Below are 24,710 nucleotides of genomic sequence, written 5' to 3'. Positions count from 1 at the left end.
TCCGTCCGGAGGCTGAGGGATGGCGGTCCACTCGCGGCGCGCCCGTCTCCTGCGGGCCTTCCGACGGCTGCTGCTGCTGGCGATGCTGGGCGGGCTGGCGTGGCTCGGCGGGCTGTTCTGGTTCGCCGCCTCGATCCCCCGCACCCCGCCGCCGCCGGGCAGCGCCGAGGCCACCCGCAACACCGACGCCATCGTCGTGCTGACCGGCGGCAGCGGCCGGTTGAGCACCGGCCTGGAACTGCTGGCCGACGGGCGGGCGCACCGGCTGTTCGTCTCCGGCGTCTACGAGGGGCTGGAGGTGCAGGAGCTTCTGAAGCGCTCCCGCCAGTTCCCCGGCGAGATGGAATGCTGCATCACGCTTGGCTATTCGGCGGACAGCACGGTCGGCAACGCCTACGAGACGGCGGACTGGCTGCGCGCTCAGGGCTATAGCTCGATGCGGCTGGTCACCGCCAATTACCACATGATGCGCAGCCTCCTGGAGTTCCGCATGGTGATCCCGGAGGTCGAGGTGGTGCCCCACCCCGTCGCCTCTCCCAATGTGCATCTCATCGACTGGTGGATGTGGCCGGGCACCGCTAATCTGCTGATGACCGAGTACAACAAATACCTTGTGACCCGGCTTCGCTACACGCTTGAGAAGCTGATCGAATCCTGACAAGTTCCCGGCCATGATCTTCCTGCGCTCCCTCGCCTTCAACGTCGCCTTCTACGTGTGGACGGCGGTCATCTGCGTCGGCATCCTGTGGTCGCTGCTGCTGCCGCGACGCAGCATGATCCGCGTGATCACGTGGTATTTCGGTACCGTCTCGTGGCTGGAGCGCACGCTCGCCGGCATCCGATACGAGGTGCGCGGGCGCGAGCACGTCCCCAAAAGCGGGTCCTTCCTCCTGGCCGCCAAGCACCAGTCGGCCTGGGAGACGATGAAGCTGCACTTCCTCGTCAACGACCCGGCGATCATCCTGAAGCGCGAGCTTCTGTGGATTCCCATCTGGGGCTGGTACGCCGCCAGATCCCGGATGATCGCCGTCGACCGCGGCGCCAAGGGCCGCGCCGTCGCCTCGATGGTCCGGAACGCCCGCCCGGTGCGGGACGAGGGACGTCCCATCGTGATCTTCCCGCAGGGCACGCGGGTCGCGGTCGGCGCCTACCGCCCCTACCGGATCGGCGTCGGCGTGCTCTACGACCATCTCGACATCCCCATCGTGCCGATGGCGCTGAACGCCGGCCTCTACTGGGCGCGCAACAGCTTCATCAAGCGGCCGGGCACCATCATCGTGGAATTCCTGCCCCCCATCCCGCCGGGCCTGGGCCGCGCCAAGGCCATGCAGGAGCTGGAGGAGCGGCTGGAGGCCGCCACCGACCGGCTGGTCGTCGCCGCGGGCGGCCCGGCGACCGTGCGGCCGAAGGCGGCGGAACCGGCCACCGCCGCGGTGAGCGAAACCGCGTCCTGATGCGCCGCGGCGCGGCCTTCGCCATCCTCGCCGGGCTCGCCCTGGCGATTTCGATGGCGACGGGCGCGCGAGCCCAGTCACAGCCGAGCGGGGAGCATTTTTCCAACGCCGCGGTGACCGGGGGCGTCACCATCACCCGCAAGGCCTGCGCCGCGCTGGAGGCCCAGCACACCGCCGCCTGGGTCGAGGTGGACGGGCGCGGGGAGTGCCTGCGCTACTACGCGGCGGGCCTGCACCCCGGCCCCAACCCCATCGCCGCGGCCTGGATGCACGGCGACATCATGGGAACCAAGCCGACCTCCGTCGGCCACCAGGAGGGGCTGGGCGTCGCCGCCATGATCGACCAGGAACGCGCCCTGGCGGAGCGGTTCGGCATCCCTTTCCTGTTCCTGGCCCGGCCGGGCGCCTATGGCAGTTCCGGCCGCTTCTGGACGACGCGCCACACGCCGCGCGAGGCGGCCCTGATGAACGCCCTGCTCGACGTCCTGAAGGCCCGCTACGGCGTGGCGGCATGGGCGCTGGGCGGGCACAGCGCCGGCGGCACGCTGACCGCGGAGTTCCTCGCCCGCCGCAACGACCTGCGTTGCGCGGTCATCTCCTCCGGCGCGCCGGCCTACAGGGCCTATCTGGAGGCGCGCGGCCTCCAAACGGTGCTGGCCCGCCCGCAGGGCTGGTTTGACCCCGCCGGCTCGCTGGACCGCATCCCGCGCGATCCCAAGCGCCGCGTTTTCGTCATCGGCGACCCGCGCGAGACCAACATCCCGTTCCACACCCAGCGCGGCTATTTCGACGCCTTGACGTTGCTCGGGCACGCGGCGTGGCTGGTGCCGCTGGAGCGGGCGCCCGCCCCGCGCCACCACAATCTGGTGGACTTCGGCGAAACCGCGCTCGGCCTGTGCGGCTCCGGCGCCGACACCGGCCGGATCCTGGCGACGCTCAAGGCCATGCCGGATCAGCGGGACCGCATCAGCAACTGACCGGTGGAACGCAAGAGGCCGGAACGCAAGAAGAACGGCTGGACCGCCCCCACGGTTGACCCCCGGACGGACGGCCCCTACTCTTCGGACGCTGTTGTCGGCGGACCGGCGTCGTGAATCGGCCGCCCGCGAAAGGGGAGGACGCATGACGGGGATCGCCGCCATATCCCAGCGGATCTGGGACATGAAGTACCGCTTCAAGTCCGCCGCGGGCGACCCCATCGACCAGACCGTCGCCGACACCTGGCGCCGCGTCGCCACGGCGCTCGCCGCGCCCGAGGCCGACCCGCAGGTCTGGGCGCCGCGCTTCGAACGGGCGCTGTCCCGCTTCGAGTTCCTGCCCGCCGGGCGCATCCTGGCCGGGGCCGGCACCGGACGGACGGTGACGCTGTTCAACTGCTTCGTCATGGGGCGGATCGAGGACGATCTCGGCGCCATCTTCGCCCACCTGCGCGAAGCGGCGCTGACCATGCAGCAGGGCGGCGGCATCGGCTACGACTTCTCCACCCTGCGGCCCAAGGGCGCGCTTGTGAAGGGTGTGGGCGCCGACGCCTCCGGCCCGCTGTCCTTCATGGACGTGTGGGACAGCATGTGCCGCACCATCATGTCGGCGGGCGCCCGGCGCGGCGCGATGATGGCGACCCTGCGCTGCGACCATCCTGACATCGAGGATTTCATCGACGCCAAGCGCGAGCCCGGCCGGCTGCGCATGTTCAACCTGTCGGTCCTGGTCACCGACGCCTTCATGAACGCCGTGCGGGAGGACCGGCCCTGGCCGCTGGTCTTCGACGGTCAGGTCCATCGCGAGGTGCGGGCCCGCGGCCTGTGGGACCGCATCATGCAGGCCACCTACGCCTATGCGGAGCCGGGCGTCATCTTCATCGACCGGGTGAACGGTCAGAACAACCTGAGCTATTGCGAATCCATCTCCGCCACCAACCCCTGCGGCGAGCAGCCGCTGCCCCCCTACGGCGCCTGCCTGCTCGGCTCGATCAACCTCGCGGCCCTGGTGATCGACCCGTTCGAGGAATCCGCCCGGCTCGACACCGGCCGGCTGAAGGAGCTGACGGCGCTCGCCGTGCGGATGATGGACAATGTGGTGGACGCCTCGCGCTTCCCGCTGGAGCCGCAGGCGCGGGAGGCCCACGCCAAGCGCCGCATCGGGCTGGGCGTCACCGGGCTGGCCGACGCGCTGATCCTCTGCCGCGCCCGTTATGGCGGCGAAGCGGCGGTGGCCCTGACCGAATCCTGGCTGGGAACGATCCGCAACGAGGCGTACCGCGCCTCCGCCCGGCTGGCCGCGGAGAAGGGCCCCTTCCCGCTCTTCGACCGCGACGCCTACCTGAACGCCCCGATGGTGCGCGGGCTGGACGAGGACGTGCGCGCCCTGATCGCGGAGCATGGCATCCGGAACGCCCTTCTGACCTCCATCGCACCGACCGGCACGATCTCGCTGTTCGCCGACAACGTGTCGTCGGGGATCGAGCCGGTCTTCTCCTACAGCTACGAGCGCACCGTCCTGATGCCCGACGGCACCCGCCGGACGGAGGAGGTCAGCGACCACGCCCACCGCCTGTTCCGCGCGCGCTTCGGGACCGAACAGCCTCTGCCCGATTACTTCGTGGACGCGCAGTCCCTGACCCCGGCGGAGCATGTGGTGATGCAGGCGGCCGCCCAGCGCCATGTGGACAGCTCCATCTCCAAGACCATCAACTGTCCGGAGGACCTGCCCTTCGACGCCTTCAAGGACGTCTATTGGCAGGCCTACGAGCTGGGCTGCAAGGGCTGCACCACCTACCGCCCGAACGCGGTCACCGGCTCCGTCCTGACGGTGAAGAAGGAGGGCGCGGTCCCGGCTCCAGTCCAGGCTCCGGCTCCCCTTCCCGCCACGTCCCCGGCGGCCATGGCGTCCTCCAGGCCACCGGACCGTCCGGAGACCTTGCCGGGCGAGACCTACAAGGTGCGCTGGCCGGACAGCGACCACGCCATGTACATCACCATCAACGACATCGTGGAGAACGGGCGGCGCCGGCCCTTCGAGGTCTTCATCAACTCCAAGAACATGGAGCATTACGCCTGGACGGTGGCGCTGACGCGGATGATCTCCGCGGTGTTCCGCCGCGGCGGCGAGGTCGGCTTCGTGGTGGAGGAGTTGAAGGCGGTCTTCGACCCGCGCGGCGGCGCCTGGATGCAGGGCCGCTACGTGCCGTCCCTGCTGGCCGCCATCGGCGACGTGATCGAACGGCACCTGAAAGCCATCGACATGCTGCCGGACAGCGGGACGCTCACCGCACCCCCACCCGCCGCGACGGAAGCGACCAGCCTCCAGCAATGCCCGAAATGCGGCCAGCCCGGCCTGATCCGGCAGGAAGGCTGCGACAGCTGCCTGAACTGCGGCTATTCCAAATGCGGCCCCTGAAGGCTGACCGGCGACGCCACGGCCGGTCCACGCATGACCCAGGATTTCGAAAGGAGCTTCCATGAACGACGCGACACGGACCATGCTGAGCGACAGCGTGGCGCGTTGGGGCGCCTTCATCGAGGCGAACGCGTCCTGGGCGGAGGCGATCCTGTTCCTGTGCGCCTTCGCGGAGTCGCTGGCCTTCGTCGGGCTGGTCGTGCCAGGCGTCGTGCTGCTCACCGCGGGAGGCGCGCTGGTCGCCTCCGGCGTCCTCGGCTTCTGGCAGGTCTACGCGGCCATCGCGCTGGGCGCCGTGCTGGGGGACGCCGTGTCCTATTGGCTCGGCCGGCTGTTCGGCCATCATGTGCCGCATGTCTGGCCGTTCCGTCGGCGGCCGGAGTTCCTGGAACGGAGCAGCCGCTTCTTCCTCCGCCATGGCGGCAAGAGCGTCTTCTTCGCGCGCTTCCTGGGGCCGCTGCGTCCGGTCGTTCCGCTCACCGCCGGGATGATGGCGATGCCCCATCACCGCTTCCAGGTCGCCAACCTGACGTCCGCGGTCATCTGGGCGCCGCTGATGATGGCGCCCGGCATCGCCATGGCCAAGGGGGTCGGCCTCGACGAGCTGCTGACCGGGGCCATGGCGAAGCCGGCGGTGTCCCGGACCGTGGAGGACGGCCCTTGCCTGCCGGCGCCGCCGATAGCCGGCGAACCGTCGCGCTGCTGACGGGCGCCCCGAGGTCGAGGCCGGATCAATCCCCGACGCGGAGGATCACCTTGCCCCGGCCGTGGCCCGAATCGAGCCGCTCATGGGCCTTGGCGACCTCTTCGAGCGGAAGGACGGAATCCACGACGACCTTGGCCTGACCGCGCTCGAACAGCGGCGCCATCTCGCGCAGCCGCGCGCCTTCGCGCGTCAGGAAGGTGCCGAACAGCGTCTGGTTCTTGGTGTAGAGGGCGCTCAGGTCGCCGGTCGGGTCGAGAATCGTGGCGATCCGGCCGAAGGGCCGGGTGACCTGGGTGCTCAGGGGCACGTTGCCGCCCGCCGTGTCGAAGGCGGCGTCGACCCCGCGCCCGGCGGTCTCGCCGATGATCCGCTCCGCCGCGGCGGTGTCGCGGTAGTCGACCGCCACGTCCGCGCCGAGGTCCCGCAAGGCCGCGTGGTTCGCCGTGCTGGCGGTCGCGATCACCCGGGCGCCCGCCGCCTTGGCGAACTGGATGGCGAAGGAGCCGACGCCGCCGGCGCCGCCATGGATCAGCACCGTTTCGCCCGGCCGGACCGCCAGACGTCGCACGATCGCCTCCCAGGCCGTGCCGCCCGCCAGCGGGATGCCGGCTGCCTCGATGTGGCTGAGATTGGCCGGCTTGTGCGCGACGATGGCGGCGGAGGCGACGGTGTATTCGGCGTAGCTGCCGTTGGGATTGCCGAAGATCTCCGGCGTGTAGAACACCGCGTCGCCGACCGCGAAGCCGGTGACGCCGGGTCCCAGCACCTCGATGATGCCGGAGACGTCATAGCCCAGCACGGCCGGAAACGGGATGTTCGCCCAGGCGCCGGCCTGCCGGATCTTGGCGTCGACCGGGTTGGTCCCGGAAGCGACGACCCGCACCAGAACCTCGCCGGGGCCGGCCTCCGGACGCTCGGTGTCCCGGCGCTCGAACACATCCGGGCCGCCGAACCGTGTGATGACCATCGCGCGCATGGGGTCCTCCTTCGTTTCGCGATGAGCCATGTGGATCGCGGCCGACCGGCATCAAGTGGACGCCCGGCCGTGCCGCCGCGCGCCGGTCAGCCCCCGGGCGACCGTTCGATGCCCGGAACGCCCAGGATGGCCTCGGCCAGGAATTCCACCAGCAGCCTGACCCGGGCGATGCCCGCCCGCTCCGGCACGATCAGCATGTTGAGCGGCACCGAGGGCGGGGCGTGGTCCGGCAGGAGAACCTCCAGGCGGCCGTCGGCGAGCAGATCGTCCACCAGCCAGACATGGGTCGGCCCGATGCCACGGCCGGCGAGATAGGCTTCGCGGGCGGCGAGCCCGTGATCGACCCGCAGGCGTCCCCCCAGGGAAACGGTGTGGAGGGCGCCGTCCGGCCCCTCGAGCGTCAGCCGGTCGCTTCCGGCCACGTTCGACATGCGGACGCTCTCGATCCCCGCGAGGTCGCCCGGAGTCGCCGGCCGGCCGTGCCGCGCCAGACAGGCCGGCGAACCGACCAGCACGCGCCGGCTCAGCCCGAGCGCCCGCCGCTTCAGCGTGCTGTCGGCGAGCGGACCGAGGCGGATGGCGAGGTCCACGCCGTCGCGCACGAGGTCGATGCGCTCGTCGGTCAGGCCGAGATCGACGGCGATGTGCGGATGGCGGTCCTGGAAGGCGAAGATCAGCCGGCTGATGTGCCGGACGCCGAGCGCCGCCGTGCAGGACACGCGCACCCGTCCGGCCGAGGCGCGGCCGGTGTCGCGCGCCTCGTCGCCCGCCTGCTCGACGAGGCGCAGGATCTGCACGGCGTTGGCGTAGTAGCGCTCGCCCTCCGCGGTCAGCGCGACGCGCCGCGTGGTGCGGCTGAACAGCGCGACGCCGAGCGCCTCCTCCAGCTCGCGGACGTGCCGGGTGACGCTGGATTGCCCGATGGCCATCTCGCGCGCCACCGCCGAGAGGCTTCCCCGCTCGGCGACGCGGACGAAGGTCCGCATGCGGTCCAATGTGACGTTGGCGAGGGTGAGGTTGGCAGGCGCAACGTTGGCGGCTGAGGCGCTCGATTGATCCATTTTACGGCAGAGTTCTATCCATTCATCCTGTCTACCGGATCAATCTCCACCCGCTTAGCTTGAGGCGCAAGCGTTTCAAGCGAACAGGTGCCTGTGATGAACGTGCTGATCGTCTTCGCCCATCCCGATCCCCGCTCCCTCAACGCCGCCCTGCGCGATGCCGCCGTCGCGGAACTGGAGGCGCAGGGGCACAGGGTTCGGGTCTCCGACCTCTACGCCATGAACTGGAAGGCGGCGGTGGACCGCGCCGACTTCCCCACCCTCGGCGAGGACGAGCGCCTGAAGGTGGCCGCCGCCTCCGGCGCCGCCTTCGCCGCCGACGCGCTGACCGACGACGTGAAGGCCGAACAGGAAAAGCTGCTGTGGGCCGACGCCTTGATCCTGCAATTCCCGCTCTGGTGGTTCACCATGCCGGCGATCCTCAAGGGCTGGGTCGACCGCGTCTACGCCTACGGCCTCGCCTACGGCGTCGGCGAGCACAGCGACCGCCGCTGGGGCGACCGCTACGGCGAGGGCCGCTTCGCCGGCAAGCGCGCCATGCTGGTGGTGACGACGGGCGGCTGGGCCGAGCATTACGCGCCGCGCGGCATCAACGGCCCGATCGACGACCTGCTGTTCCCGATCAACCACGGCATCCTGCATTATCCCGGCTACGACGTGCTGCCGCCCTTCGTCGCCTACCGGGTGGACCGCTTCGACGAGGCCGGCTTCGCGCGGGCGGCGGAGCAACTGCGGGAGCGGATGCGGACGCTGGAGACGACGACGCCGATCCCCTTCCGCCGGCAGAACGGCGGCGACTATGCGATCCCCAGCCTCGAACTCCGCCCGGAGCTGGAAGCCCCCGGCGCGTCCGGCTTCGCCCTGCACCGGAGTCCTTGAGCGCTTGGAGCCGCTTGGAAACGCCTCCATTCCGTGACCATCCCCAGTTTCGTCATTCCCGCGAAAGCGGGAATCCAGGGCTCATCAGCCATTTTCGGTGAAGTCCGCTGGATCCCCGCCTTCGCGGGGATGACGGCCGAATGGGGGCGAGCTGGGACATGAGCGTTTCAAAACGGCCGCTTACAGCCGGATCAGGACGACGCCGAGGATCAGGGAGGCGGCGCCGGCCAGCCGGGTCGGGCTCACCGGCTGCTGCGGCAAGCCGAGCAGACCGACATGGTCGAAGGCGAGCGAGCCGAGCATCTGGCCGACCACGATCAGCGCGAGCACGGTCGCCGCCCCCAGGCGGGGCACCATCAGGATGGCGGTCCCGATGAACAGGGCGCCGAACAGCCCGCCGGTCCAGGTGACCCACGATCCGGCCCCGCTCACCGCTTCGGCAAGGCGGGGTCCCGGCGCGACGAGCGCGACCGCCAGCATCGCCAGCATCCCGACGACGTAGCTGACGAAGCCCGCCCACCAGGGAGAGCCGAGGTCGGCCCGCAGGTTGGCGTTGAGGACCTGTTGCAACGCGACGCTGACCCCGGCACCGATCACCAGGAGGTACGAAACGACGGACATTGTGGCGGACATGCCATGCTCCCAAGACTGCCAGTGGACGTGCCGCCGGACCCTGTCCGCGCGGCGCTCTCTGGCGGATGGGTAGCAGGCGGAGCGGCGGCGGTCTGGTACGGATGTGACCTACCCGGCCCGGTAGCGGCCCGGAGTCACGCCGAAGGCGCGGCGGAAGCAGCGGCCGAGATGGCTCTGGTCGGTGAAGCCGGTGTCCGCCGCGACCGCCGCGATCGGCTCGCCCGCGCGGAGCAGGAGCCGCGCGTCGTTCAGCCGCTCCTGTAGCCGGAAGGCGTGCGGTGGAACGCCGTGCTCCTTGCGGAAGCGGCGGGAGAAGCCCTCGCGGCTCATCCCGGCGCGGCGGGCCGCCTCGCCGACGCTGTCCCACGGCTCGCCACCCGTCGGCTCCGCCACGGGAGCCGCCCCGGTCATATTGGAAAGGCGATGGTCCTCGGCGATCCGCGTCAGGTCGGCCCAGCCCAGCCCGCCCGTCCGCCGCCAGTGCCGGGCCAGCCCGGCGATCACCTCCGGCGCGGCGTACAATCCCGGCGGCGTGTAGAGGTTGACGCAGACGACCTCGTCCGGCCCGCGCAGGGAACGGTGGGGCGTTCCCGCGGGGATGCGCATCCCCTCGCCGGGACCGGCCTCGCACAGCTCGCCCTCGACGACGAAGCGCCGCCGCCCCGCGAGGACGAAGGTCACCTGATCCTCGCGATGGAAATGCACCGGCAAGGCCACCTCAAGGCCGCGCACCGTCCCCAGTTCGACGATGCCGCTTTCGTTGGGGCGCCAGTAGTCCCAGATCGGCCTCGCCGGAGAGGGCGGCGGCGTCATGACGGCGGTCCTTCCCATCGGACGGGTTCCGAAATGCGATTTTTGCACGGCACCGATCAGGACTCCATCGCGGCGCGCATCCTGTGGCATAAGAGCCCCCGCCACGCCATGGGAACAACGCCGCAGGAACGCAGCCGCACATGATCCGCTTCGACAACATCAGCAAGCAGAATGGTCACCGAATCCTCTTCCTCGAAGCATCGGCGGCGTTGAACCGGGGCGAAAAGATCGGGCTGGTCGGCCCCAACGGGGCTGGCAAGACGACGCTGTTCCGCATGATCACCGGCGAGGATTTGCCGGACACCGGTCAGGTGGCGATCGAGAAGCAGGCGACCATCGGCTACTTCAACCAGGATGTCGGCGAGATGTCCGGCCGCTCCGCCGTCGCCGAGGTGATGGACGGCGCCGGCCCGGTCAGCACCGTCGCCGCGGAGCTGGCCGAGCTGGAAGCCGCCATGGCCGACCCCGACCGCGCCGACGAGATGGACGCCATCATCGAGCGCTACGGCGAGGTCCAGGCCCGCTTCGACGAGCTGGGCGGCTACGAGCTGGAGGGCAAGGCGCGCGAGGTGCTCGCCGGCCTCAGCTTCAGCCAGGAGATGATGGACATGGACGTCGGCATGCTGTCCGGCGGCTGGAAGATGCGCGTGGCGCTGGCCCGCATCCTGCTGATGCGGCCCGAGGTCATGCTGCTCGACGAACCGAGCAACCATCTGGACATCGAAAGCCTGATCTGGCTGGAGGGCTTCCTGAAGGGCTTCGAGGGCGCCCTGCTGATGACCTCGCACGACCGCGAGTTCATGAACCGCATCGTCAACAAGATCATCGAGATCGACAGCGGGTCGCTGACCAGCTACTCCGGCGACTACGGCTTCTACGAGCGCCAGCGGGCGCTGCGCGAGAAGCAGCAGGAGGCGCAGTTCGAACGGCAGCAGGCCATGCTGGCCAAGGAGTTGAAGTTCATCGAGCGCTTCAAGGCCCGCGCCTCGCACGCCAGCCAGGTCCAGAGCCGGGTGAAGAAGCTCGACAAGATCGAGCGGTTCGAGCCGCCCAAGCGCCGCCAGATCGTCACCTTCGACTTCCCGCCGGCCCCGCGCTCGGGCGACGACGTCGCGGTGCTGAAGAACGTGCACAAGGGCTACGGCAGCCGGACCATCTACGAGGGGCTGGACCTGACGATCCGCCGCAAGGAGCGCTGGTGCGTCATGGGCGTCAACGGCGCCGGCAAGTCGACGCTGCTGAAGCTGGTGGCGGGCGCCACCGAACCGGACAGCGGGACCGTCTCGGTCGGCGGCAGCGTGCGGATGGGCTATTTCTCGCAGCACGCCATGGACCTGCTCGACGGCGACAAGACCATCTTCGAATCGCTGGAAGCCTCCTTCCCGCAGGCGAGCCAGGGGTCGCTACGCGCTCTGGCCGGCTGCTTCGGCTTCTCCGGCGACGATGTGGAGAAGAAGTGCCGCGTCCTGTCCGGCGGCGAGAAGGCGCGGATGGTCATGGCGACCATGCTGTTCAACCCGCCCAACTTCCTGGTGCTGGACGAGCCGACCAACCACCTCGACCTCGACACCAAGCAGATGCTGATCTCGGCGCTGGGCGCCTATGAGGGCACCATGCTGTTCGTCTCGCACGACCGCCATTTCCTGGCCGCCCTGTCGAACCGGGTGCTGGAGCTGACTCCGGAAGGCATCCACCAGTATGGCGGCGGCTACACCGAGTATGTGGCGAGCACCGGGCAGGAAGCGCCGGGCATCCACTGATAATGGCCCTCTCCCCCCTGGGGCTACGGCATTCATACATCTTTGGCTTAGGCAACTCTTTGGAAGAAAAAAAAGTTCCTCCGTCATTCCCGCGAAGGCGGGAATCCAGACTTATCCATAGGGTTCGTCTGGCAAACTCTGGATCCCCGCCTTCGCGGGGATGACGGAAAAACCATATTTTCAATTGGTTGCGGAAGGAAGAAAATGTGTGAACGCTGTAGCCCCTGGGGAGAGGGGTGGGTGAAGGGGGTTTTCATGCCCGAGAGGGCGGAGAAAAGCTCTTGAGATGATTACCCGGCGCGCCTTCGGCGCCCCCTCATCCTGACCTTCTCCCCAGGGGGGAGAAGGGAACCCGATGGCAACAAGCGGCTTGCGTGGCCCTCCCCCTCCATGGAAACTCGTGCCCGTGTCGTTCGGGCTGGGTTGCGCAACCATGGAGATTTTGGAATGGCTGGGTACGACAACGCCGACGGCCCCGCGGGGCTGGTCATCCGCCTGATCGACAGCGCGGTGAAGGCCCTCGACGAGATGTCCGACGCCGCGGGCGAGATCGCGCCGGACGTTGGCAACCTGACGGACACGCTGGTCGCCGCCCAGCGCATCGCCGACCGCGCGTCGCAGGACCTGCGTCGCCTGTCGCAGAAGGTGGCCGCCCAGTAGCGGCCCCAGTAGCGGCCGAAACGGTGCGGCGCCGCGACGCGCCGCACCGCGCCTTCATCAACGGCGCTGGCCGGCGGTGAAGGTGAAGTTGTCGAAGCTGTTCTCGGCGACGCGGAACCAGAGGAATTCCTCGTCGCGGAACTTCTTCCACGGCTCGTAGATCTTGGCGAACTTCGGGTTGTTCTTCGCCGTCTCGTCGTACAGCTCATAGGCCGCCTTGTAGCAGGCCTCCATCACCTCGCGCGGGAAGGGACGGAGCTGGGCGCCGCCGGCCACCAGACGCTTCAAGGCGGCGGGGTTGTCGGAGTCGTACTTGGCGTTCATGATCGCCAGCGCCTCGAAGCAGGCCGCCTCCAGAGCCGCCTGATAGGGCTTCGGCAGCTCCTCCCACTTCTGCTGGTTGACCAGAAGCGACACGTTCAGGCCGCCTTCCCACCAGCCGGGGTAATAGTAGTACTTGGCGACCTTGTTGAAGCCCAGCTTCTCGTCATCGTAGGGGCCGATCCACTCGGCGGCGTCGATGGTGCCCTTCTCCAGCGACGGGTAGATGTCGCCGCCGGCGATCTGCTGCGGCACGACGCCCAGCTTGGTCAGCACCTGGCCGGCGAAGCCGCCGATGCGGAACTTCAGGCCGCGCAGGTCCTCGACCGTCTTGATCTCCTTGCGGAACCAGCCGCCCATCTGGGTGCCGGTGTTGCCCGCCGGGAAGTTGACGACGTTGTAGCCCTTGAAGAACTCGCGCAGCAGTTCCATGCCGCCGCCCTGGAGAATCCAGGCGTTCTGTTGGCGGGCGTTCAGGCCGAACGGCACCGTCGCGTCGAAGGTGAAGGTCGGGTCCTTGCCGACATAGTAATAGCTGGCGGTGTGGCCGCACTCGACGGTGCCGTTCTGCACGGCGTCGAGCACCTGGAGGCCCGGCACGATCTCACCGGAGGCGAAGGGGCGGATGGTGAACTTGTTGTCGGTGATGGCGGCGACGCGGTGCGCGATCACGTCGGCGGCGCCGTAGATGGTGTCCAGGCTCTTCGGGAAGCTGGAGGCGAGGCGCCAATGCACCTCCGGCGTGCTCTGGGCGATGGCCGGAGCCGCCAGGGTGCTGGCCGCGACGCCGACACCGGCGCTGGCAAGGAACGAACGGCGTTTCATACGGGAAGTCCCCTCCTGTTCTTTTGTTCAGGAACGAACCTATCAGCGTCCTCCGAACCCCCGCAAAAGGTTAGCCGTGCAAGGGGCGAATAGCTTCCCCGCCGAAATATTTCGTGACAAACGGTTTGTGGTTGAAACCAAGGGTTACGACACCGCCAATCGGTGGTCGCGGAACCGCCCGTAGGTGTAATGGGCGGCACAGCCCCCCTCCGCCGACACCATGCAGGAGCCCATCGGATTCTCCGGTGTGCAGACGGTGCCGAACAGCTTGCAATCGCTGGGCTTCTTCACGCCGCGCAGGATGTCGCCGCATTCACAGCCCTTGTGGTCGGGCACCGCGCGCCCCGGCACCGCGAAGCGCCGCTCCGCGTCGAAGGCGGCAAAGCGCTCCTTGAGACGCAAGCCGCTGTCGGGGAGGGAGCCGAGACCCCGCCATTCGAAGCTGGGGCGCACGTCGAAGGTGTCGGCGACGAGCCGCTGGGCCTTTTGGTTGCCGTCCGGGGTCACCGCGCGGGTGAACTGGTTCTCCACCACCGCCCGCCCCTCGTTCGCCTGACGGACCAGCATCAGGATGGCCTGGAGCACGTCCAGCGGCTCGAACCCGGCGATCACCACCGGCTTGCCGTAGGTTCCGGCCACGAAGTCGTAGGGGCGGCTGCCGATGACCACGGAGACGTGCGCCGGCCCGACGATGCCGTCGAGCGGCAGCGTGCCCATGCTCCGCACCTCCGGGCTGTCCATGATGCCCCGGATGGCTGCCGGGGTCAGGACATGGTTGCAGAAGACGCTGAAATTCCGGAGGCCCTTGGCCTGGGCCGCGTGGACCGCCACCGCGGTCGGCGGCGTGGTCGTCTCGAAGCCGATGGCCAGGAAGACGACCTCGCGGTTCGGGTTTTCCTCCGCGATGCGCAGGGCGTCCATGGTGGACAGCACCATCCGCACGTCCGCCCCCTCGGCCTTCGCCTTCAGCAGGCTGACCCGGCCCGAGCCGGGCACGCGCAGCACATCGCCGTAGGTGCACAGGATCACGCCGGGCTGGCGGGCGATGGCGATGGCGTCGTCGATCCGCCCCACCGGCAGCACGCAGACCGGGCAGCCCGGCCCGTGGATCATCCGCACGGTGTCCGGCAGCAGGTCGGGGATGCCGTAGCGCGACACCGCGTGGGTGTGGCCGCCGCAGAATTCCATCAGGTGGTAGGTCCGCCCGGTCGCTGCCTCCCGCGCGATGGCGGCGGCGATGCCGCGGGCCAGTTCCGCGTCCCGGAATTCATCGACGTACTTCATCGCCCCCACCCCATCCGCCTGCCGTAGCGGCATTTGGACGGCGGCGGGGAGCGCTGGCGTTGATGCGGATCAAGAATGGGGCGCGGCGGGGCGGCGTCACGCCTTCCCGCCGCAAAGAGCCTTACTTCGAGGCGCCCATCACGGGCAGCGACAGCTCCGGCCCACGCCCCGAATCCTCGATGGCGATGGCCGACGAGCCGGGGGAGCCCAGCGCCACGCTGACCGGACGCCCGTTGTTGTGGTTCTTCCACATCTCGTAAAGCGCCAGCGCCGCGTAGATCTTGGCCTCGCGGCTGGTGTTGTAGAGCCATTCCTGGGTCGGGATGACGCGCAGCGCGCCGTTGCCCGACTGCTCCACCCGCTCGGCGAAGCGGTAGCCGAGCTGGTTGTTGATGCCGGCCAGCAGCCCGTCGAAGCCCGAGGAGATGCGCCCGAACCCGGCGTCCGACGCCGCGGACGACGCGCCGCCGAGCGTGCTGGGCGTCTGCCGCTTCACGAGGTCGCCGAAGACCCAGCCCTCCTCGCCGGTGCGCATCGAGCGCACGCCGATCCAGTTGCCCTCCTGCTTCAGCTCGATCACCTCGTCGCCGCGGGCGACGGTGGAGCGGACCGAGGCGTTGTCGGACGGGGCCGCGCGCAGGTTGACCTTCTCGCCGGTCACCGTGTGGATGTCGCCGGGGGCCGCCGCCGCAGGCAGGGCCAGCGCCGCCGCCACGCCGAGGCCGGCCAGGGTTCCAAGCAAACTCGTCGTCATCCGAGACATGTGCATTCTCCCGCAGAACGCGCGCGTCGCGCGCCGTTTCCCCCTACAACAGGCAAAGGCGGGGTATGCTCCATGGACAGAGGACGGGCGGGCGGAGCTACTCGAAAGACACACGCAGCGGGCTGTCGCCGGCGGGCCAGACGCCGCGGTCCACGGCGCGAGCGCCCTCGAAGACCAGCCAGCTCTGCCGCCCGTAATGGGGCAGCGGGCGCAGCAGCGCCTGGAGCGCCGCCGCGTCGTCCGCCGCCACCGCCACAACCGGGCGGCCCTGCGGGGTTCGCGCGGCCCACACCCGCGCGGTGCCGCGCCCCTTGAGGCTGTCCGGCAGCGGCGGCAGGCCGAGCCGAGCCAGCAGCCGGTCCACCTCCCCCGCCGTCCCGATCACGGCGAGCGGGGCGGCGGGATCGGCGCGCTCCGCGGCGGCGATGCGCGGTGTGCCGTCCGCCAGCCGCTCGGCCAGCGCGCGGGCGGCCGCCGCGGCGGGACCGTCGGCGGCGATCACCGTGGTGGCCGCGTGGTCCAGAGTCACGTCGCGCAGGATCGGCGGCGCCTCCCCCGGCGCCAGACGGCGGAACAGGGCGAAGCCGGGATCGACCGCGAGCGCCCGCGGCGCGGCGGCGGTCCGGATCGTCGCCGTCGTTTCGCGCCCGTCGAGCCGGATGGTGTGGCGTTCCACCCCGGCCGCGGTCTTCACCTCCATCGGCACGGTCAGGCCATAGACCGGCCCGCCCTGGCGTAGGGTCAGCGCCACCCCGTCACCGTTGGCGCTCGCTCCCGCCAGTTCCAGCGTCGGCGCCCCCACGCGGGTCAGCCATTGTTCGAAGAAGGGGCCAAGGTCCCGCCCCGACGCCGCCGCGAAGGCGCGGCGCAAATCGTCCCACCCCGCGTCCTGAAGGCGTTTCTCCTTCCAGAAGCGGCGAATTCCCGCGTCGAAGGCGTCCGCCCCGATCTCGGCGCGCAGCATGTGGAACAGCATCGCCGCCTTGCCGTAGCCGACGATCTGGGCGGCGTCGTGGACCTTGGCCCGGAAGTCGGTCAGGACGGAGTCGCGCTCCGCCGGCAGGGCGGCGTAGTCGCGCAGCCAGTCCAGCCGCATGGCCCGCGCCGCGTCCTCGCCGCGCGCCTCCGCCGCCGCATAGTCGGCCATGAAGGTGGTCAGCCCTTCCGACCAGTTGCCGGGCCATGCGCCGCCTTCGCCCACCCGCGCCCCGTTGCCCCACCAGTTGTGCAGGATCTCGTGGGGCAGCGACTGGGCGCGGATGAAGGGCAGCGGCATCACTTGACGCCCGATGTAGGTCAGCCCCGGAAAGCCCAGCCCGACCGGCAGCGGCGCCGACAGGATGGCGAATCCGGCGAAGGGATAGGCGCCGATCCGCGCCGCCTGCGCGTCGATGGTTCGGGCGCTGAGGTCCAGATACTCCTCGGCCAGCGGAGCCTGTTCCGGATGGAAGTAGGTGCGCAGGCGCATTCCATTGTGCATCCGTTCCGTCACCTGCCACGCCCCGGCGAACAGCGACGGTTCCTCGACGCTGCGGTCCTCGGCGAAGGTCGCGGCGTAGCCCGCCCCGTCGCGTGCCTCCTCCACCAGACGGCCCGTCGCCACCGCGACGAAGGGCGCCGGCACGCGGACGGACAGGCGCCAGGACGGCGGAGACTCCGCGTTCTCGGAGGTCGGAATCCAGCCGGTGCCGGCGGGCAGATAGGCGCCCTCCGCCCCGCCACCTCCGCCGCGCGAGTCCGGCGTCAGGGGCGGCAGGGTCCCGGCGTAGCGCAGGCGCAGTTCGCCGCCGCCTTCCGGAACGGTCACCGGCAGGGTGTTGCCGCGCACCGCGACCGGCTTGCCGTCGAGCCGGGCCTCACCGACCGCCAGCCCCGGCGCCAGCAACAGCCGGTGCGTCCCGGCGGGCAGGCGCAGCCGGTCCTCCACCTCCAAACGCCGCGCGGCGGGGTCCAGCGTGACGGTCAGGTCATGATGCAGGCCGGCGGCCCAGCCGGGCGCGGCGGCGAGGATGCCGCAGAGGGCGAGGAGGAGGGTGCGCATGGCTCAGCACTATAAGGCTTGGGCCGCGCCGCGCCAGCGTTTGCCCCCACCCCGGCCCTCCCCCGCTATCGCAGGGGAGGGAGAATCACGTCCCCTCCCCCGCGATAGCGGGGGAGGGTTAGGGAGGGGGCATCAGGAGTTCGTCACCCGATCCGCGTACGCACCGCGGTCAGCAGGCTGCACAGCCCGCGGTCGTGGATGCCGATGGCCTCCAGATGGGCGACCGTGTTGGCGAGATAGTCCAGGTTCGGGCCGCGCTCGCCCCGGCAGCAGGCGATGCGCTCGGCCATGGTGGTCTCGTCCATGCAGCCGCAATATTGCCGGTGGCGGCGGTCCACCACGAAGGTGCAGGCGGTGACCGGCGCCCCGCCGTCGCGCGGGCGCACCGGCAGCAGCTTCGGCCGGTAGACGCGGTTCAGCATCTCCCGGTCCCACAGGTAATCGAGGGTCTCCGGCACGCGCTCCGCCGCCACGCGGAAGACGATGCCCCGGCAGGAGCCGCCGCGGTCCAGCCCCAGCACCAGACCGGGCCGCTCCGGCGTGCCGCGGTAGCGGTGGGAGGACACGCAAAAGCGGCGGTGATAGCCGCCCAGCACCGCCGGATGGCGCTCCAGGAAGGGGAACTCCGGGTTCCACATCAGCGAACCGTAGGCGAAGACCCAGAGGTCGGCGCCGGGCGTCACGGCGATGTCGGTGGACCAGGAAGAGGCGGACGATGCCGTGCGCTGCGTCGGTGCGGTGACCGGAAGCTCGGCAACAGGCGATTGCGTATCGAGCAGCATGACCCTTAAGTAATGCAGCGTGCGCCGACTGGTGGCGACACGGTGAATGCTAGCACGGCCCCAGGCCGCCCGCTATAAGGTGGGTGCCACAAAACGGAAATGCCACAGATGCGCGTTCGGAAGATCTTGGGCTTCGCCGTTCTTGCCCTCGCCCTGCTGGCCGGCGCCTATTCGGTCTGGTGGTGGCAGGCCGCCTCGGCGGTGGAGCGCGGCGTGCTCGCCTGGATGGACGAGCAGCGGGCCGCCGGCGCCGTCGTGGCCCATGGCGGGTTGAGCGTCGGCGGCTATCCCTTCACCATCCGCGCCACGTTGGAGGCGCCGCACCTCGCCACCCGCGACGTGGAATGGCGGGGCGCCCGGCTGGTGGCGGAGGCGCCGCCCTGGAACCACACCCGCATCGCCCTTTCCCTGCCCGGTGAACAGCGGGTGACCGTGGTGCAGGCGAACCAGCCGCCCTTCACGCTGGTCGCCCGCGACGGCGGCCGGGGCCATGTCGGCCTCACCCTGACCGGCCAGCCGGTGGAGGCGCGGCTGGCCTTCGCCAACCTCGTGGCGCAGCCCGACGCCCTGCCCATTCCCATCGCCGCCCTGGATGTGACCGCCACCCAACCGGCCGAGCCGCCGGCCAGCCACACCGACACCGGCCTGTCCGTCATGCTGGAGGCGCGTGGCGCCACCCTGCCCGACGGCGCCCCGGACGCGCTGGGCCGCGAGGTGCAGCGGCTCCTGCTGACCGCGCGCATCCTCGGCCATCCGCCGAAGCCGGAGCCGGTCAGCCTGTCGGCCTGGAGCCGCGACGGCGGCACGCTGCAGCTCGACGGGCTGAATCTGGATTGGGGACCGCTGAAGCTGGCGATGAACGGCACGCTGGCGCTCGACGCCGCCCTGCAGCCGCAGGCCGCGCTGACGGCGGAGGTGCGCGGGTACCAGGCGGTGCTGGACGCGCTCCAGGGGATGTTCCGGCCCAAGGAGCTGGCGATGGCCCGCACCATGCTGGGCCTGCTGGCCCGCCCCACCGGACCGGGCGGCGAGCCGGTGCTGACCGCCCCGGTCACCGTGCAGAACCGCGGGCTGTTCCTCGGGCCGCTGAAGGTCGCGGCGCTGCCGGCGGTGGTCTGGTAGGGCGACGCGTTGCCGCCACCCTTCCCACGCTGCGCGTGGGCCCCTTCCCTCCCCCGCTTCGCAGGAGAGGGACTTAATCCCCTCCCCTGCGTCAGCGGGGGAGGGTCAGGGAGGGGGGCAACACGTCGCAACACGACAGCCTCACGCCGCCTTCAGCATCCCCTGCATGTCCTCGTAGGACGGCAGATGGTCCAGCTTGCCGACCGCGGACACCGCCATCGGGCCGGCGAAGACGCGGTTGGCCGCCGCCGCCACATCCTCCGGCGTCACGGCGTCGATGCGCTCGAAGATCTGCTCGATGGTCCGCACCTCGCCGGTGCGCAGCAGGGTGCGGGCGAAGCGGTCGGCGCGGCGCATCGTCGATTCCAGCGACTTGCCGACCGAGAAGCGCATCTGCTCCTTCGACCGCTCCAGCTCCACCGCGGTCACGCCGTCGCGGGCCTTGCGCAATTCCTCGAAGAAGACCGGCACCAGCTCCGCCACCTCCTCCGGCCCGGTGCCGGCGTAGAAGCTGAGGGCGCCGCCGTCCGCATACTGGATGGGTGCCGCGTAGACCGAATAGACCAGCCCGCGCTTCTCCCGGATCTCCTGGAACAGGCGCGAGGTCATGCCGCCGCCCAGGATGTTGGCGAGATGGCGCAGCGCGTAGCTCGCCGAATCCTCGGTGCCGACGCCGGGGAAGGCCGCCATGAAATGCACCTGCTCCGCCTCGCGCTTCAGCAGCGCCGCCCCGCCCTTGTTCACGACCGTCTCGTGGAACGGATCGTCCTTGGCGGTCAGATGGCCGAACAGCGCCTCCGCCCGGCGCACCACGGTGCCGTGATCGACGTTGCCGGACACCACATAGACCATGCGGCGCGGGTCGTAATGGGACACATAGTCGAACAGATGCTCCCGCCCGAAGCCCGCGACATTCTCCTTCGGGCCGAGGATCGGGCGGCCCAGCGCCTGCCCGTCGAAGGCGGTGCGGCGCAGCGCCTCGTAGACCACGTCCTCCGGCTCGTCGGCGTAGCGGCCGATCTCCTGGATGACCACGCCGCGCTCCTTCTCCACCTCCTCTTCCGGGAAGACGGAGTTCAGCACGATGTCGCCGATGATCTCGCAGGACACCTCGACGTGCTTGGCGGCCATCTGCGTGTAATAGGCGGTGACGTCATAGTCGGTGTAGGCGTTGAACTCGCCGCCACGGTTCTCGATCTCCAGCGCGATGCCCAGCGCGTCGCGGGTTTCCGTTCCCTTGAAGATCATATGCTCCAGGAAATGGGCGATGCCGTTCACCGCCGGCCGTTCGTTGCGTGCCCCGACGCCGACCCAGACGCCGCTGGTCACCGTGCCGAGATGCGGCAGGTGGTCCGTCAGCACGCGGAATCCGTTGGCGAGGGTGGTCAGTTGGATCGTCACACAGGGTCTCCTGGTTGGGCACGGGATCGCCCGGAACATCGGGGGCGTTGCATTGACGTGGGGCGCCGTCCGCGCAGGAACAACGCCTCGCGGGCTGGGGTCAAGCGTGCCGTCAACCGCGCGGCGGCGCGAGGGCGGCGCTGAGGGCGCGGCGGTTGCGATGGGCGCGCATCAGCAGCGGCGCCGGAACGTCGCCCGGCACCAGCAGGCGCCCGCCCGGCAGCAGCCGCACGCCGTGCCGTTCCAGTTCGCTCAACAGCTCCGCCATTGATCGGCGCATGGTTGTCCTCCACCGAACAGACTTTCACTGCTCGCATCATGGCGGAGAACTTCGATAGGATCGATAAGGATCATCCTATTTTATCGATAGGATGATCCTGTTCATCCCTCAATGCCGGCTTTTCAGGGAGGCCAGACGGTCGGACAGGGTGCTGGGCGCCGGCTTCGCTCCTGTGGCGGCGTCGAGCGCCGCCTTGATGTTGGGATCGTCCTCTTCCGGCTTGGACGGCTTCAGCAGACGGGCCTTGGCGCTGGACGCCTCCGCCTGGGCAAGATCGCGGGCCGCCGCGTCCTGCATCGCCTTCAGCGCCGTGCCGAGGCTGGAAGTGGCGCCGCTCAGCCCCGCCGCCTGCCGGGCCGCCTCCGCCCGCTGCTCGGCCATGTCACGCTGCTGGGCGGCGCGGCCCATGTCCCGTTCGGCCCGCTGCAACGCGCTGCGGGCGGCCTTCAGCTTGCCGCCGGCTTCGGCGTAGGTCGTTTCGAGCATGGTCAGGAAATCGCGCGCGTCGTGGGCGTCCTGCTCCTCCCGATCGATGTCCGGAGCCATCTGCTCCAGCATCCCCACCAGCGTTTCCAGGCTCTTTTCGAGCTGGGCCTTGCGACCGGCGTCGGCTTCCGCCTCCAACTGGCGTTGCAGATGCTCGGCGGCGGCCATGCGCTGGCGGGAGAGTTGCAGGATGGCCTCGGCTTCCTTCTGCTCCTTCTCATAGGCGGCGCGCGCTTGCGCGACCTGGAGGCCGAGGCTGTCCAGATGCTCTTCCATCGTGCGCAGTTCGGCCTCCGTCGCGGCCTTGGGGTCCCAGCGCACCAGGGCTTCCAGCGCCGACTGGACGGCCTGATCGGTCTTCACCCCGACGAGGTTGCGGATGAACGAGATCATGGTTGCGGTTCCTCTCTGTTTCGGCGGGGACTTCAGCCCGCCATGGCTCCGGCGTTCAGCAGCGCGATGGCGACCTGGAGCCCGGCCAGCGCCGTGCCCGCCGCGACGTTGCCGGATTCGATCATGGCGCGCAGGTCGCGGAACAGCCAAATGGCGATCAGGAAGGTAATCAACTGCAGCACCAGCGCAACCGATCCCCAGATCAGGATGTCCACCAGGACATGGCTGGTCGCCAGCGTCGCCGCCAGCGGGATCGCCAGCGCCACCATCGTGCCGCCCAGCACCACGCCGGCCGCTTGGTTGCCGCTCGCCAGCAACTCGCGCTCGTGCAGCGGCGTGACCGCCACGTAGACGGCCACCCCGATCACGAACAGAGCCAGGGTCGCTCCGAAATGCAGAAGCAGCAGCGGCAGGCCGGATTCGAGGCCCTGCAGGATTTGCGCGACGCTGGTGTCCATGGTGTCTTCCATACGGGCTGGCGGGATCAGGCAGGAAACTTGAGTGGGGCCTCAGGCGAGGGAGAGCGAGGCGGGGTTGACGTCGATGCCGGCGCGGACCTCCACCCACGCCTCGCCGCCGTCCTCCACCGCCGTGACCAGCACATACTCGGTCCGCGGTGCCGGGTCGGCGGCGCCGGTGGGAGCCGCGTAGAGCATGGCGGTCAGGCGGCGGGTGCGGCTGCCGCGGTGGTCGGTCAGCGTCTCGTCGAAGGTTATGGGGGCGATACGCGACGCGCCGGGCGACCACAGCCGCCCGTACAGCTTGCCGTCCTTGGTCTGGAACTGCGGATAGCCGATCATCCCGTCGCCGGGGTCCAGCCAGAAGCCCCATTCGTCGTTGTCGGTGGGGTGCACCTCGTCCAGAACGCTGAACCAGCGGCATTCGTCCGGCGCTCCCCCCGCTCCCAGATGAAGCTGGTAAAAGCCGCTCCCGCCCGGAAGATAGAGCCGGTGCAGAGTCACGCCGCCGCCCGTCAGCGTGCCGACGGCCGCCACGCTGACCATCGAGCCGGCGCCCTCCGGCGCCGTGGCCTTGATCGCGCCGCCGCCCAGCAGGAAGGGCGTGGGATCGGGCGTCAGCGTCATGCCCACACGGAACAGCGACGGTTCGTAGGACGCGCCGGAGGCCTTGGCCTTGACGATGCCGGCGGCGGTGCTGGCGGCGGCGCCCCAGGGCGAACGGGTCATGGCGGAACCTCCGGAGCGGGAGCCCGACGAGCGGCGGCGCAGGGCGGTCACGGCCACCACCATCCCCCCGACGAGCACAATCAGAAGAAGCAGGGTGCCCCAGCCCCCTCCGGAGCCTCCATCGGACTCCCCTGGGGAAGGCGGCGTCTGCGGCTCGGCCTGCGCGACGTCGCGCGGGACGTCCGGCGGCAGGTAGCTGGGATCGCGCGGCCGGTCCTCCTGCGCGCGCAGGCGGGTGTCGAGATCGTCCAGGCGGCGGCGCAGGTCGGGATCGTCCTGCGCGCGCCGCTCCGCCTCCGTGCGCCATTCCGCGTAGCCGGGGTCGCCCTGGTGGTTGTGGAACCAGTCGGCGTAGCCTGGGCGTGACAGATTATCGAGCAGGAACCACAGGAACAGCCCATCCCACAGGCCGAAGCTGGGACGGCTGCCATAGGCCCAGCCCGGCGGGCGCCAGCCGCCGTACCAGCCCCCCGGCCCATAGCCGCCGGTGCGCCGCTGCCCCCAGCCCGAGCCGGAGCCACCGCCGCCCTGCCATCCCCCTCCGCTCCAGCCGGATCCGGAAGCGGACCCGGACCCCGAACGGGGCGGCGGCGCGGTGACCGGCGGGGTGCGTTCCCGCTGCGGCTGTTGCTGCTGTTGCTGCTGCGTCCGGTAGCGGTCCAGCGCCTCGCCGCTCGACCGCCGCGACACGCCCAGATCGCCACCGCCGGACGGCGCCCCGCCGGGAAAGCCGAGGGACGGTCCGCCTTGGGGACGGCTGTAGCCGCCGCTGCCGGTGGACGGCGCGCGCGACGGAGCGGGGCGGGTGGAGAAGGACGGGGTGCGCACGGCCGGGCGGCTGTATCCCCCGCTGGAGCTTCGGCCTCCGCCGGCCCGCGCCTCGACCTCCTGCGGCCAGAGCAGCGCGGCGGAGGCCACGGCCAGCCCGGCGGGCACCGCCGCGGGGGCGGCGGCGGGCAGCGGCTGGAGCGGCGCCAGCGCCAGAAGAACGCTCAGGAACCGGACGGCGATCCGGTTCCGAAGGGGCATGGAGCCAGGGGGCATGGAACCGGAGGGCGGGGAACCGGAGGGCATGGGGCCTGCGCGCTGCCATGGATGCACAGCCGGAACACCCTACATGCCCAATTGTTCGCCATCAACCTCTTCGCCGGCGGGTTAGCCATGGTGATGCGGCAGCCCGCGCAGAAACCCCACCGGGGCGTTCATTGCAAAAACCATGAGGAATTCAGGAAATCGCCGCCCCTCCACAGGGCCGGCGGGAGCAAGTTGTAATACCACTTCTATGGCCGGCGCCTGAAAACGTGTCGCAGGCGGAGCGTTGACTTGACGACTCCCAAGGCGGCGACGTAAGACATCTCCGTTCCGCGGAAGTTCCTTCCGGAATGGAAGGACCGGCGGCGTGGGAAGACGCCGCAAGGGCAAAAAAGCCGGGTCCGCGAGCGCGCCCCCGGGTCGGGGAATCGGACGACTGTTGAGCAACCTTGGAT

The 24,710-nt window shown here is 70.1% G+C and carries 23 protein-coding genes; 9 read left to right on the top strand and 14 right to left on the bottom strand.

Annotated elements, in window-relative coordinates; all coding sequences use genetic code 11:
- Positions 1 to 19: 19 nt before the first annotated feature.
- The 5 genes from TSH58p_RS27530 to TSH58p_RS27510 all read left to right on the top strand — a co-directional run bounded on the left by TSH58p_RS27530 (position 20) and on the right by TSH58p_RS27510 (position 5,556).
- Complete coding sequence (locus TSH58p_RS27530) at positions 20 to 658, top strand: YdcF family protein (RefSeq protein WP_109070316.1); 639 nt, start codon at positions 20 to 22, stop codon at positions 656 to 658.
- A 13-nt stretch (positions 659 to 671) separates the two neighbouring features.
- Positions 672 to 1,454, top strand: coding sequence for a 1-acyl-sn-glycerol-3-phosphate acyltransferase (locus TSH58p_RS27525; RefSeq protein ID WP_109070317.1), 783 nt, complete (start codon positions 672 to 674; stop codon positions 1,452 to 1,454).
- Positions 1,454 to 2,431 (top strand): S9 family peptidase, encoded by a 978-nt coding sequence (locus tag TSH58p_RS27520; RefSeq protein ID WP_109070318.1) that lies wholly within the window; start codon positions 1,454 to 1,456, stop codon positions 2,429 to 2,431. Before TSH58p_RS27525 ends, TSH58p_RS27520 begins: the two co-directional genes overlap by 1 nt.
- A gap of 145 nt (positions 2,432 to 2,576) precedes the next feature.
- Entirely contained in the window at positions 2,577 to 4,850 is a 2,274-nt protein-coding gene (locus tag TSH58p_RS27515) for an adenosylcobalamin-dependent ribonucleoside-diphosphate reductase (protein WP_109070319.1), read from the top strand.
- 61 nt (positions 4,851 to 4,911) lie between these two features.
- On the top strand, positions 4,912 to 5,556 hold the full coding sequence (locus tag TSH58p_RS27510; RefSeq protein WP_247874054.1) for a DedA family protein: 645 nt from the start codon (positions 4,912 to 4,914) through the stop codon (positions 5,554 to 5,556).
- A 25-nt stretch (positions 5,557 to 5,581) separates the two neighbouring features.
- Here the strand turns inward: TSH58p_RS27510 and TSH58p_RS27505 are convergent, their stop codons facing one another.
- Together TSH58p_RS27505 and TSH58p_RS27500 are read right to left on the bottom strand one after the other, a co-directional pair.
- Complete coding sequence (locus TSH58p_RS27505) at positions 5,582 to 6,532, bottom strand: zinc-dependent alcohol dehydrogenase family protein (RefSeq protein WP_109070320.1); 951 nt, start codon at positions 6,530 to 6,532, stop codon at positions 5,582 to 5,584.
- A gap of 86 nt (positions 6,533 to 6,618) precedes the next feature.
- Positions 6,619 to 7,593: a LysR family transcriptional regulator gene (locus TSH58p_RS27500; RefSeq protein ID WP_109070321.1), complete on the bottom strand. Its 975-nt coding sequence runs from the start codon at positions 7,591 to 7,593 to the stop codon at positions 6,619 to 6,621.
- Positions 7,594 to 7,689: 96 nt separating this feature from the next.
- Here TSH58p_RS27500 and TSH58p_RS27495 point away from each other — a divergent pair, with 96 nt between their 5' ends.
- Positions 7,690 to 8,472 (top strand): NAD(P)H-dependent oxidoreductase, encoded by a 783-nt coding sequence (locus TSH58p_RS27495; RefSeq protein WP_109070322.1) that lies wholly within the window; start codon positions 7,690 to 7,692, stop codon positions 8,470 to 8,472.
- Between the two features lie 180 nt (positions 8,473 to 8,652).
- Here the strand turns inward: TSH58p_RS27495 and TSH58p_RS27490 are convergent, their stop codons facing one another.
- Together TSH58p_RS27490 and TSH58p_RS27485 are read right to left on the bottom strand one after the other, a co-directional pair.
- Positions 8,653 to 9,105, bottom strand: a complete 453-nt coding sequence (locus TSH58p_RS27490) for a DMT family transporter (RefSeq protein WP_109070323.1) — start codon at positions 9,103 to 9,105, stop codon at positions 8,653 to 8,655.
- A gap of 108 nt (positions 9,106 to 9,213) precedes the next feature.
- Positions 9,214 to 9,918 carry an AraC family transcriptional regulator gene (locus tag TSH58p_RS27485; protein WP_247874056.1) on the bottom strand — a complete coding sequence of 235 codons (705 nt, stop codon included), beginning with the start codon at positions 9,916 to 9,918 and terminating at the stop codon, positions 9,214 to 9,216.
- Between the two features lie 140 nt (positions 9,919 to 10,058).
- Here TSH58p_RS27485 and TSH58p_RS27480 point away from each other — a divergent pair, with 140 nt between their 5' ends.
- Positions 10,059 to 11,678: an ABC-F family ATP-binding cassette domain-containing protein gene (locus TSH58p_RS27480; protein ID WP_109070325.1), complete on the top strand. Its 1,620-nt coding sequence runs from the start codon at positions 10,059 to 10,061 to the stop codon at positions 11,676 to 11,678.
- Between the two features lie 447 nt (positions 11,679 to 12,125).
- Positions 12,126 to 12,338 (top strand): hypothetical protein, encoded by a 213-nt coding sequence (locus TSH58p_RS27475; RefSeq protein WP_109070326.1) that lies wholly within the window; start codon positions 12,126 to 12,128, stop codon positions 12,336 to 12,338.
- 57 nt (positions 12,339 to 12,395) lie between these two features.
- Here the strand turns inward: TSH58p_RS27475 and TSH58p_RS27470 are convergent, their stop codons facing one another.
- The 5 genes from TSH58p_RS27470 to TSH58p_RS27450 form a co-directional block, all read right to left on the bottom strand.
- On the bottom strand, positions 12,396 to 13,484 hold the full coding sequence (locus TSH58p_RS27470; RefSeq protein ID WP_109070327.1) for a TRAP transporter substrate-binding protein: 1,089 nt from the start codon (positions 13,482 to 13,484) through the stop codon (positions 12,396 to 12,398).
- A 144-nt stretch (positions 13,485 to 13,628) separates the two neighbouring features.
- Positions 13,629 to 14,768, bottom strand: a complete 1,140-nt coding sequence (hypD, locus tag TSH58p_RS27465; protein ID WP_109070328.1) for a hydrogenase formation protein HypD — start codon at positions 14,766 to 14,768, stop codon at positions 13,629 to 13,631.
- 121 nt (positions 14,769 to 14,889) lie between these two features.
- Positions 14,890 to 15,531: an SH3 domain-containing protein gene (locus TSH58p_RS27460; protein ID WP_109469591.1), complete on the bottom strand. Its 642-nt coding sequence runs from the start codon at positions 15,529 to 15,531 to the stop codon at positions 14,890 to 14,892.
- 97 nt (positions 15,532 to 15,628) lie between these two features.
- The gene (locus tag TSH58p_RS27455) at positions 15,629 to 17,572 is read right to left on the bottom strand and encodes a M1 family metallopeptidase (protein ID WP_109469590.1); all 1,944 of its coding nucleotides are present in this window, start codon (positions 17,570 to 17,572) and stop codon (positions 15,629 to 15,631) included.
- Positions 17,573 to 17,715: 143 nt separating this feature from the next.
- Positions 17,716 to 18,354, bottom strand: coding sequence for a gamma-glutamylcyclotransferase (locus tag TSH58p_RS27450; RefSeq protein WP_109469589.1), 639 nt, complete (start codon positions 18,352 to 18,354; stop codon positions 17,716 to 17,718).
- Positions 18,355 to 18,462: 108 nt separating this feature from the next.
- On the opposite strand from TSH58p_RS27450, the gene TSH58p_RS27445 reads away from it, so the two are divergent.
- A complete protein-coding gene (locus TSH58p_RS27445; RefSeq protein ID WP_109469588.1) occupies positions 18,463 to 19,476 on the top strand; it encodes a DUF2125 domain-containing protein in 1,014 nt (337 codons plus the stop codon).
- 141 nt (positions 19,477 to 19,617) lie between these two features.
- On the opposite strand, the gene TSH58p_RS27440 is transcribed toward TSH58p_RS27445, so the two are convergent.
- The 5 genes from TSH58p_RS27440 to TSH58p_RS27425 all read right to left on the bottom strand — a co-directional run bounded on the left by TSH58p_RS27440 (position 19,618) and on the right by TSH58p_RS27425 (position 24,252).
- Positions 19,618 to 20,877 carry a pitrilysin family protein gene (locus TSH58p_RS27440; protein WP_109469587.1) on the bottom strand — a complete coding sequence of 420 codons (1,260 nt, stop codon included), beginning with the start codon at positions 20,875 to 20,877 and terminating at the stop codon, positions 19,618 to 19,620.
- 112 nt (positions 20,878 to 20,989) lie between these two features.
- Positions 20,990 to 21,157 carry a hypothetical protein gene (locus TSH58p_RS33715; protein WP_175428751.1) on the bottom strand — a complete coding sequence of 56 codons (168 nt, stop codon included), beginning with the start codon at positions 21,155 to 21,157 and terminating at the stop codon, positions 20,990 to 20,992.
- Positions 21,158 to 21,265: 108 nt separating this feature from the next.
- Entirely contained in the window at positions 21,266 to 22,036 is a 771-nt protein-coding gene (locus TSH58p_RS27435) for a hypothetical protein (RefSeq protein WP_109469586.1), read from the bottom strand.
- Positions 22,037 to 22,068: 32 nt separating this feature from the next.
- Positions 22,069 to 22,494, bottom strand: a complete 426-nt coding sequence (locus TSH58p_RS27430) for a DUF350 domain-containing protein (protein ID WP_109469585.1) — start codon at positions 22,492 to 22,494, stop codon at positions 22,069 to 22,071.
- A gap of 51 nt (positions 22,495 to 22,545) precedes the next feature.
- Entirely contained in the window at positions 22,546 to 24,252 is a 1,707-nt protein-coding gene (locus TSH58p_RS27425) for a DUF2491 family protein (RefSeq protein WP_247874328.1), read from the bottom strand.
- Positions 24,253 to 24,710: the final 458 nt, after the last annotated feature.

The sequence above is a fragment of the Azospirillum sp. TSH58 genome (assembly GCF_003119115.1).
Lineage (GTDB): Bacteria > Pseudomonadota > Alphaproteobacteria > Azospirillales > Azospirillaceae > Azospirillum.
This window is presented reverse-complemented; position numbering and strand designations above follow the sequence as displayed.

Excerpts from the sequence above, each read along its gene's own strand:
- TSH58p_RS27490 (WP_109070323.1), bottom strand. The coding sequence starts at position 9,105 with ATGTCCGCCACAATGTCCGTCGTTTCGTACCTCCTGGTGATCGGTGCC.
- TSH58p_RS27445 (WP_109469588.1), top strand. The coding sequence starts at position 18,463 with ATGCGCGTTCGGAAGATCTTGGGCTTCGCCGTTCTTGCCCTCGCCCTG.
- TSH58p_RS33715 (WP_175428751.1), bottom strand. The coding sequence starts at position 21,157 with ATGCGCCGATCAATGGCGGAGCTGTTGAGCGAACTGGAACGGCACGGC.
- TSH58p_RS27515 (WP_109070319.1), top strand. The coding sequence starts at position 2,577 with ATGACGGGGATCGCCGCCATATCCCAGCGGATCTGGGACATGAAGTAC.
- hypD (WP_109070328.1), bottom strand. The coding sequence starts at position 14,768 with ATGAAGTACGTCGATGAATTCCGGGACGCGGAACTGGCCCGCGGCATC.
- TSH58p_RS27485 (WP_247874056.1), bottom strand. The coding sequence starts at position 9,918 with ATGACGCCGCCGCCCTCTCCGGCGAGGCCGATCTGGGACTACTGGCGC.
- TSH58p_RS27510 (WP_247874054.1), top strand. The coding sequence starts at position 4,912 with ATGAACGACGCGACACGGACCATGCTGAGCGACAGCGTGGCGCGTTGG.
- TSH58p_RS27470 (WP_109070327.1), bottom strand. The coding sequence starts at position 13,484 with ATGAAACGCCGTTCGTTCCTTGCCAGCGCCGGTGTCGGCGTCGCGGCC.
- TSH58p_RS27525 (WP_109070317.1), top strand. The coding sequence starts at position 672 with ATGATCTTCCTGCGCTCCCTCGCCTTCAACGTCGCCTTCTACGTGTGG.
- TSH58p_RS27425 (WP_247874328.1), bottom strand. The coding sequence starts at position 24,252 with ATGCCCCTTCGGAACCGGATCGCCGTCCGGTTCCTGAGCGTTCTTCTG.
- TSH58p_RS27520 (WP_109070318.1), top strand. The coding sequence starts at position 1,454 with ATGCGCCGCGGCGCGGCCTTCGCCATCCTCGCCGGGCTCGCCCTGGCG.
- TSH58p_RS27460 (WP_109469591.1), bottom strand. The coding sequence starts at position 15,531 with ATGTCTCGGATGACGACGAGTTTGCTTGGAACCCTGGCCGGCCTCGGC.
- TSH58p_RS27475 (WP_109070326.1), top strand. The coding sequence starts at position 12,126 with ATGGCTGGGTACGACAACGCCGACGGCCCCGCGGGGCTGGTCATCCGC.
- TSH58p_RS27435 (WP_109469586.1), bottom strand. The coding sequence starts at position 22,036 with ATGATCTCGTTCATCCGCAACCTCGTCGGGGTGAAGACCGATCAGGCC.
- TSH58p_RS27530 (WP_109070316.1), top strand. The coding sequence starts at position 20 with ATGGCGGTCCACTCGCGGCGCGCCCGTCTCCTGCGGGCCTTCCGACGG.
- TSH58p_RS27505 (WP_109070320.1), bottom strand. The coding sequence starts at position 6,532 with ATGCGCGCGATGGTCATCACACGGTTCGGCGGCCCGGATGTGTTCGAG.
- TSH58p_RS27450 (WP_109469589.1), bottom strand. The coding sequence starts at position 18,354 with ATGCTGCTCGATACGCAATCGCCTGTTGCCGAGCTTCCGGTCACCGCA.
- TSH58p_RS27500 (WP_109070321.1), bottom strand. The coding sequence starts at position 7,593 with ATGGATCAATCGAGCGCCTCAGCCGCCAACGTTGCGCCTGCCAACCTC.
- TSH58p_RS27455 (WP_109469590.1), bottom strand. The coding sequence starts at position 17,572 with ATGCGCACCCTCCTCCTCGCCCTCTGCGGCATCCTCGCCGCCGCGCCC.
- TSH58p_RS27495 (WP_109070322.1), top strand. The coding sequence starts at position 7,690 with ATGAACGTGCTGATCGTCTTCGCCCATCCCGATCCCCGCTCCCTCAAC.
- TSH58p_RS27480 (WP_109070325.1), top strand. The coding sequence starts at position 10,059 with ATGATCCGCTTCGACAACATCAGCAAGCAGAATGGTCACCGAATCCTC.
- TSH58p_RS27430 (WP_109469585.1), bottom strand. The coding sequence starts at position 22,494 with ATGGACACCAGCGTCGCGCAAATCCTGCAGGGCCTCGAATCCGGCCTG.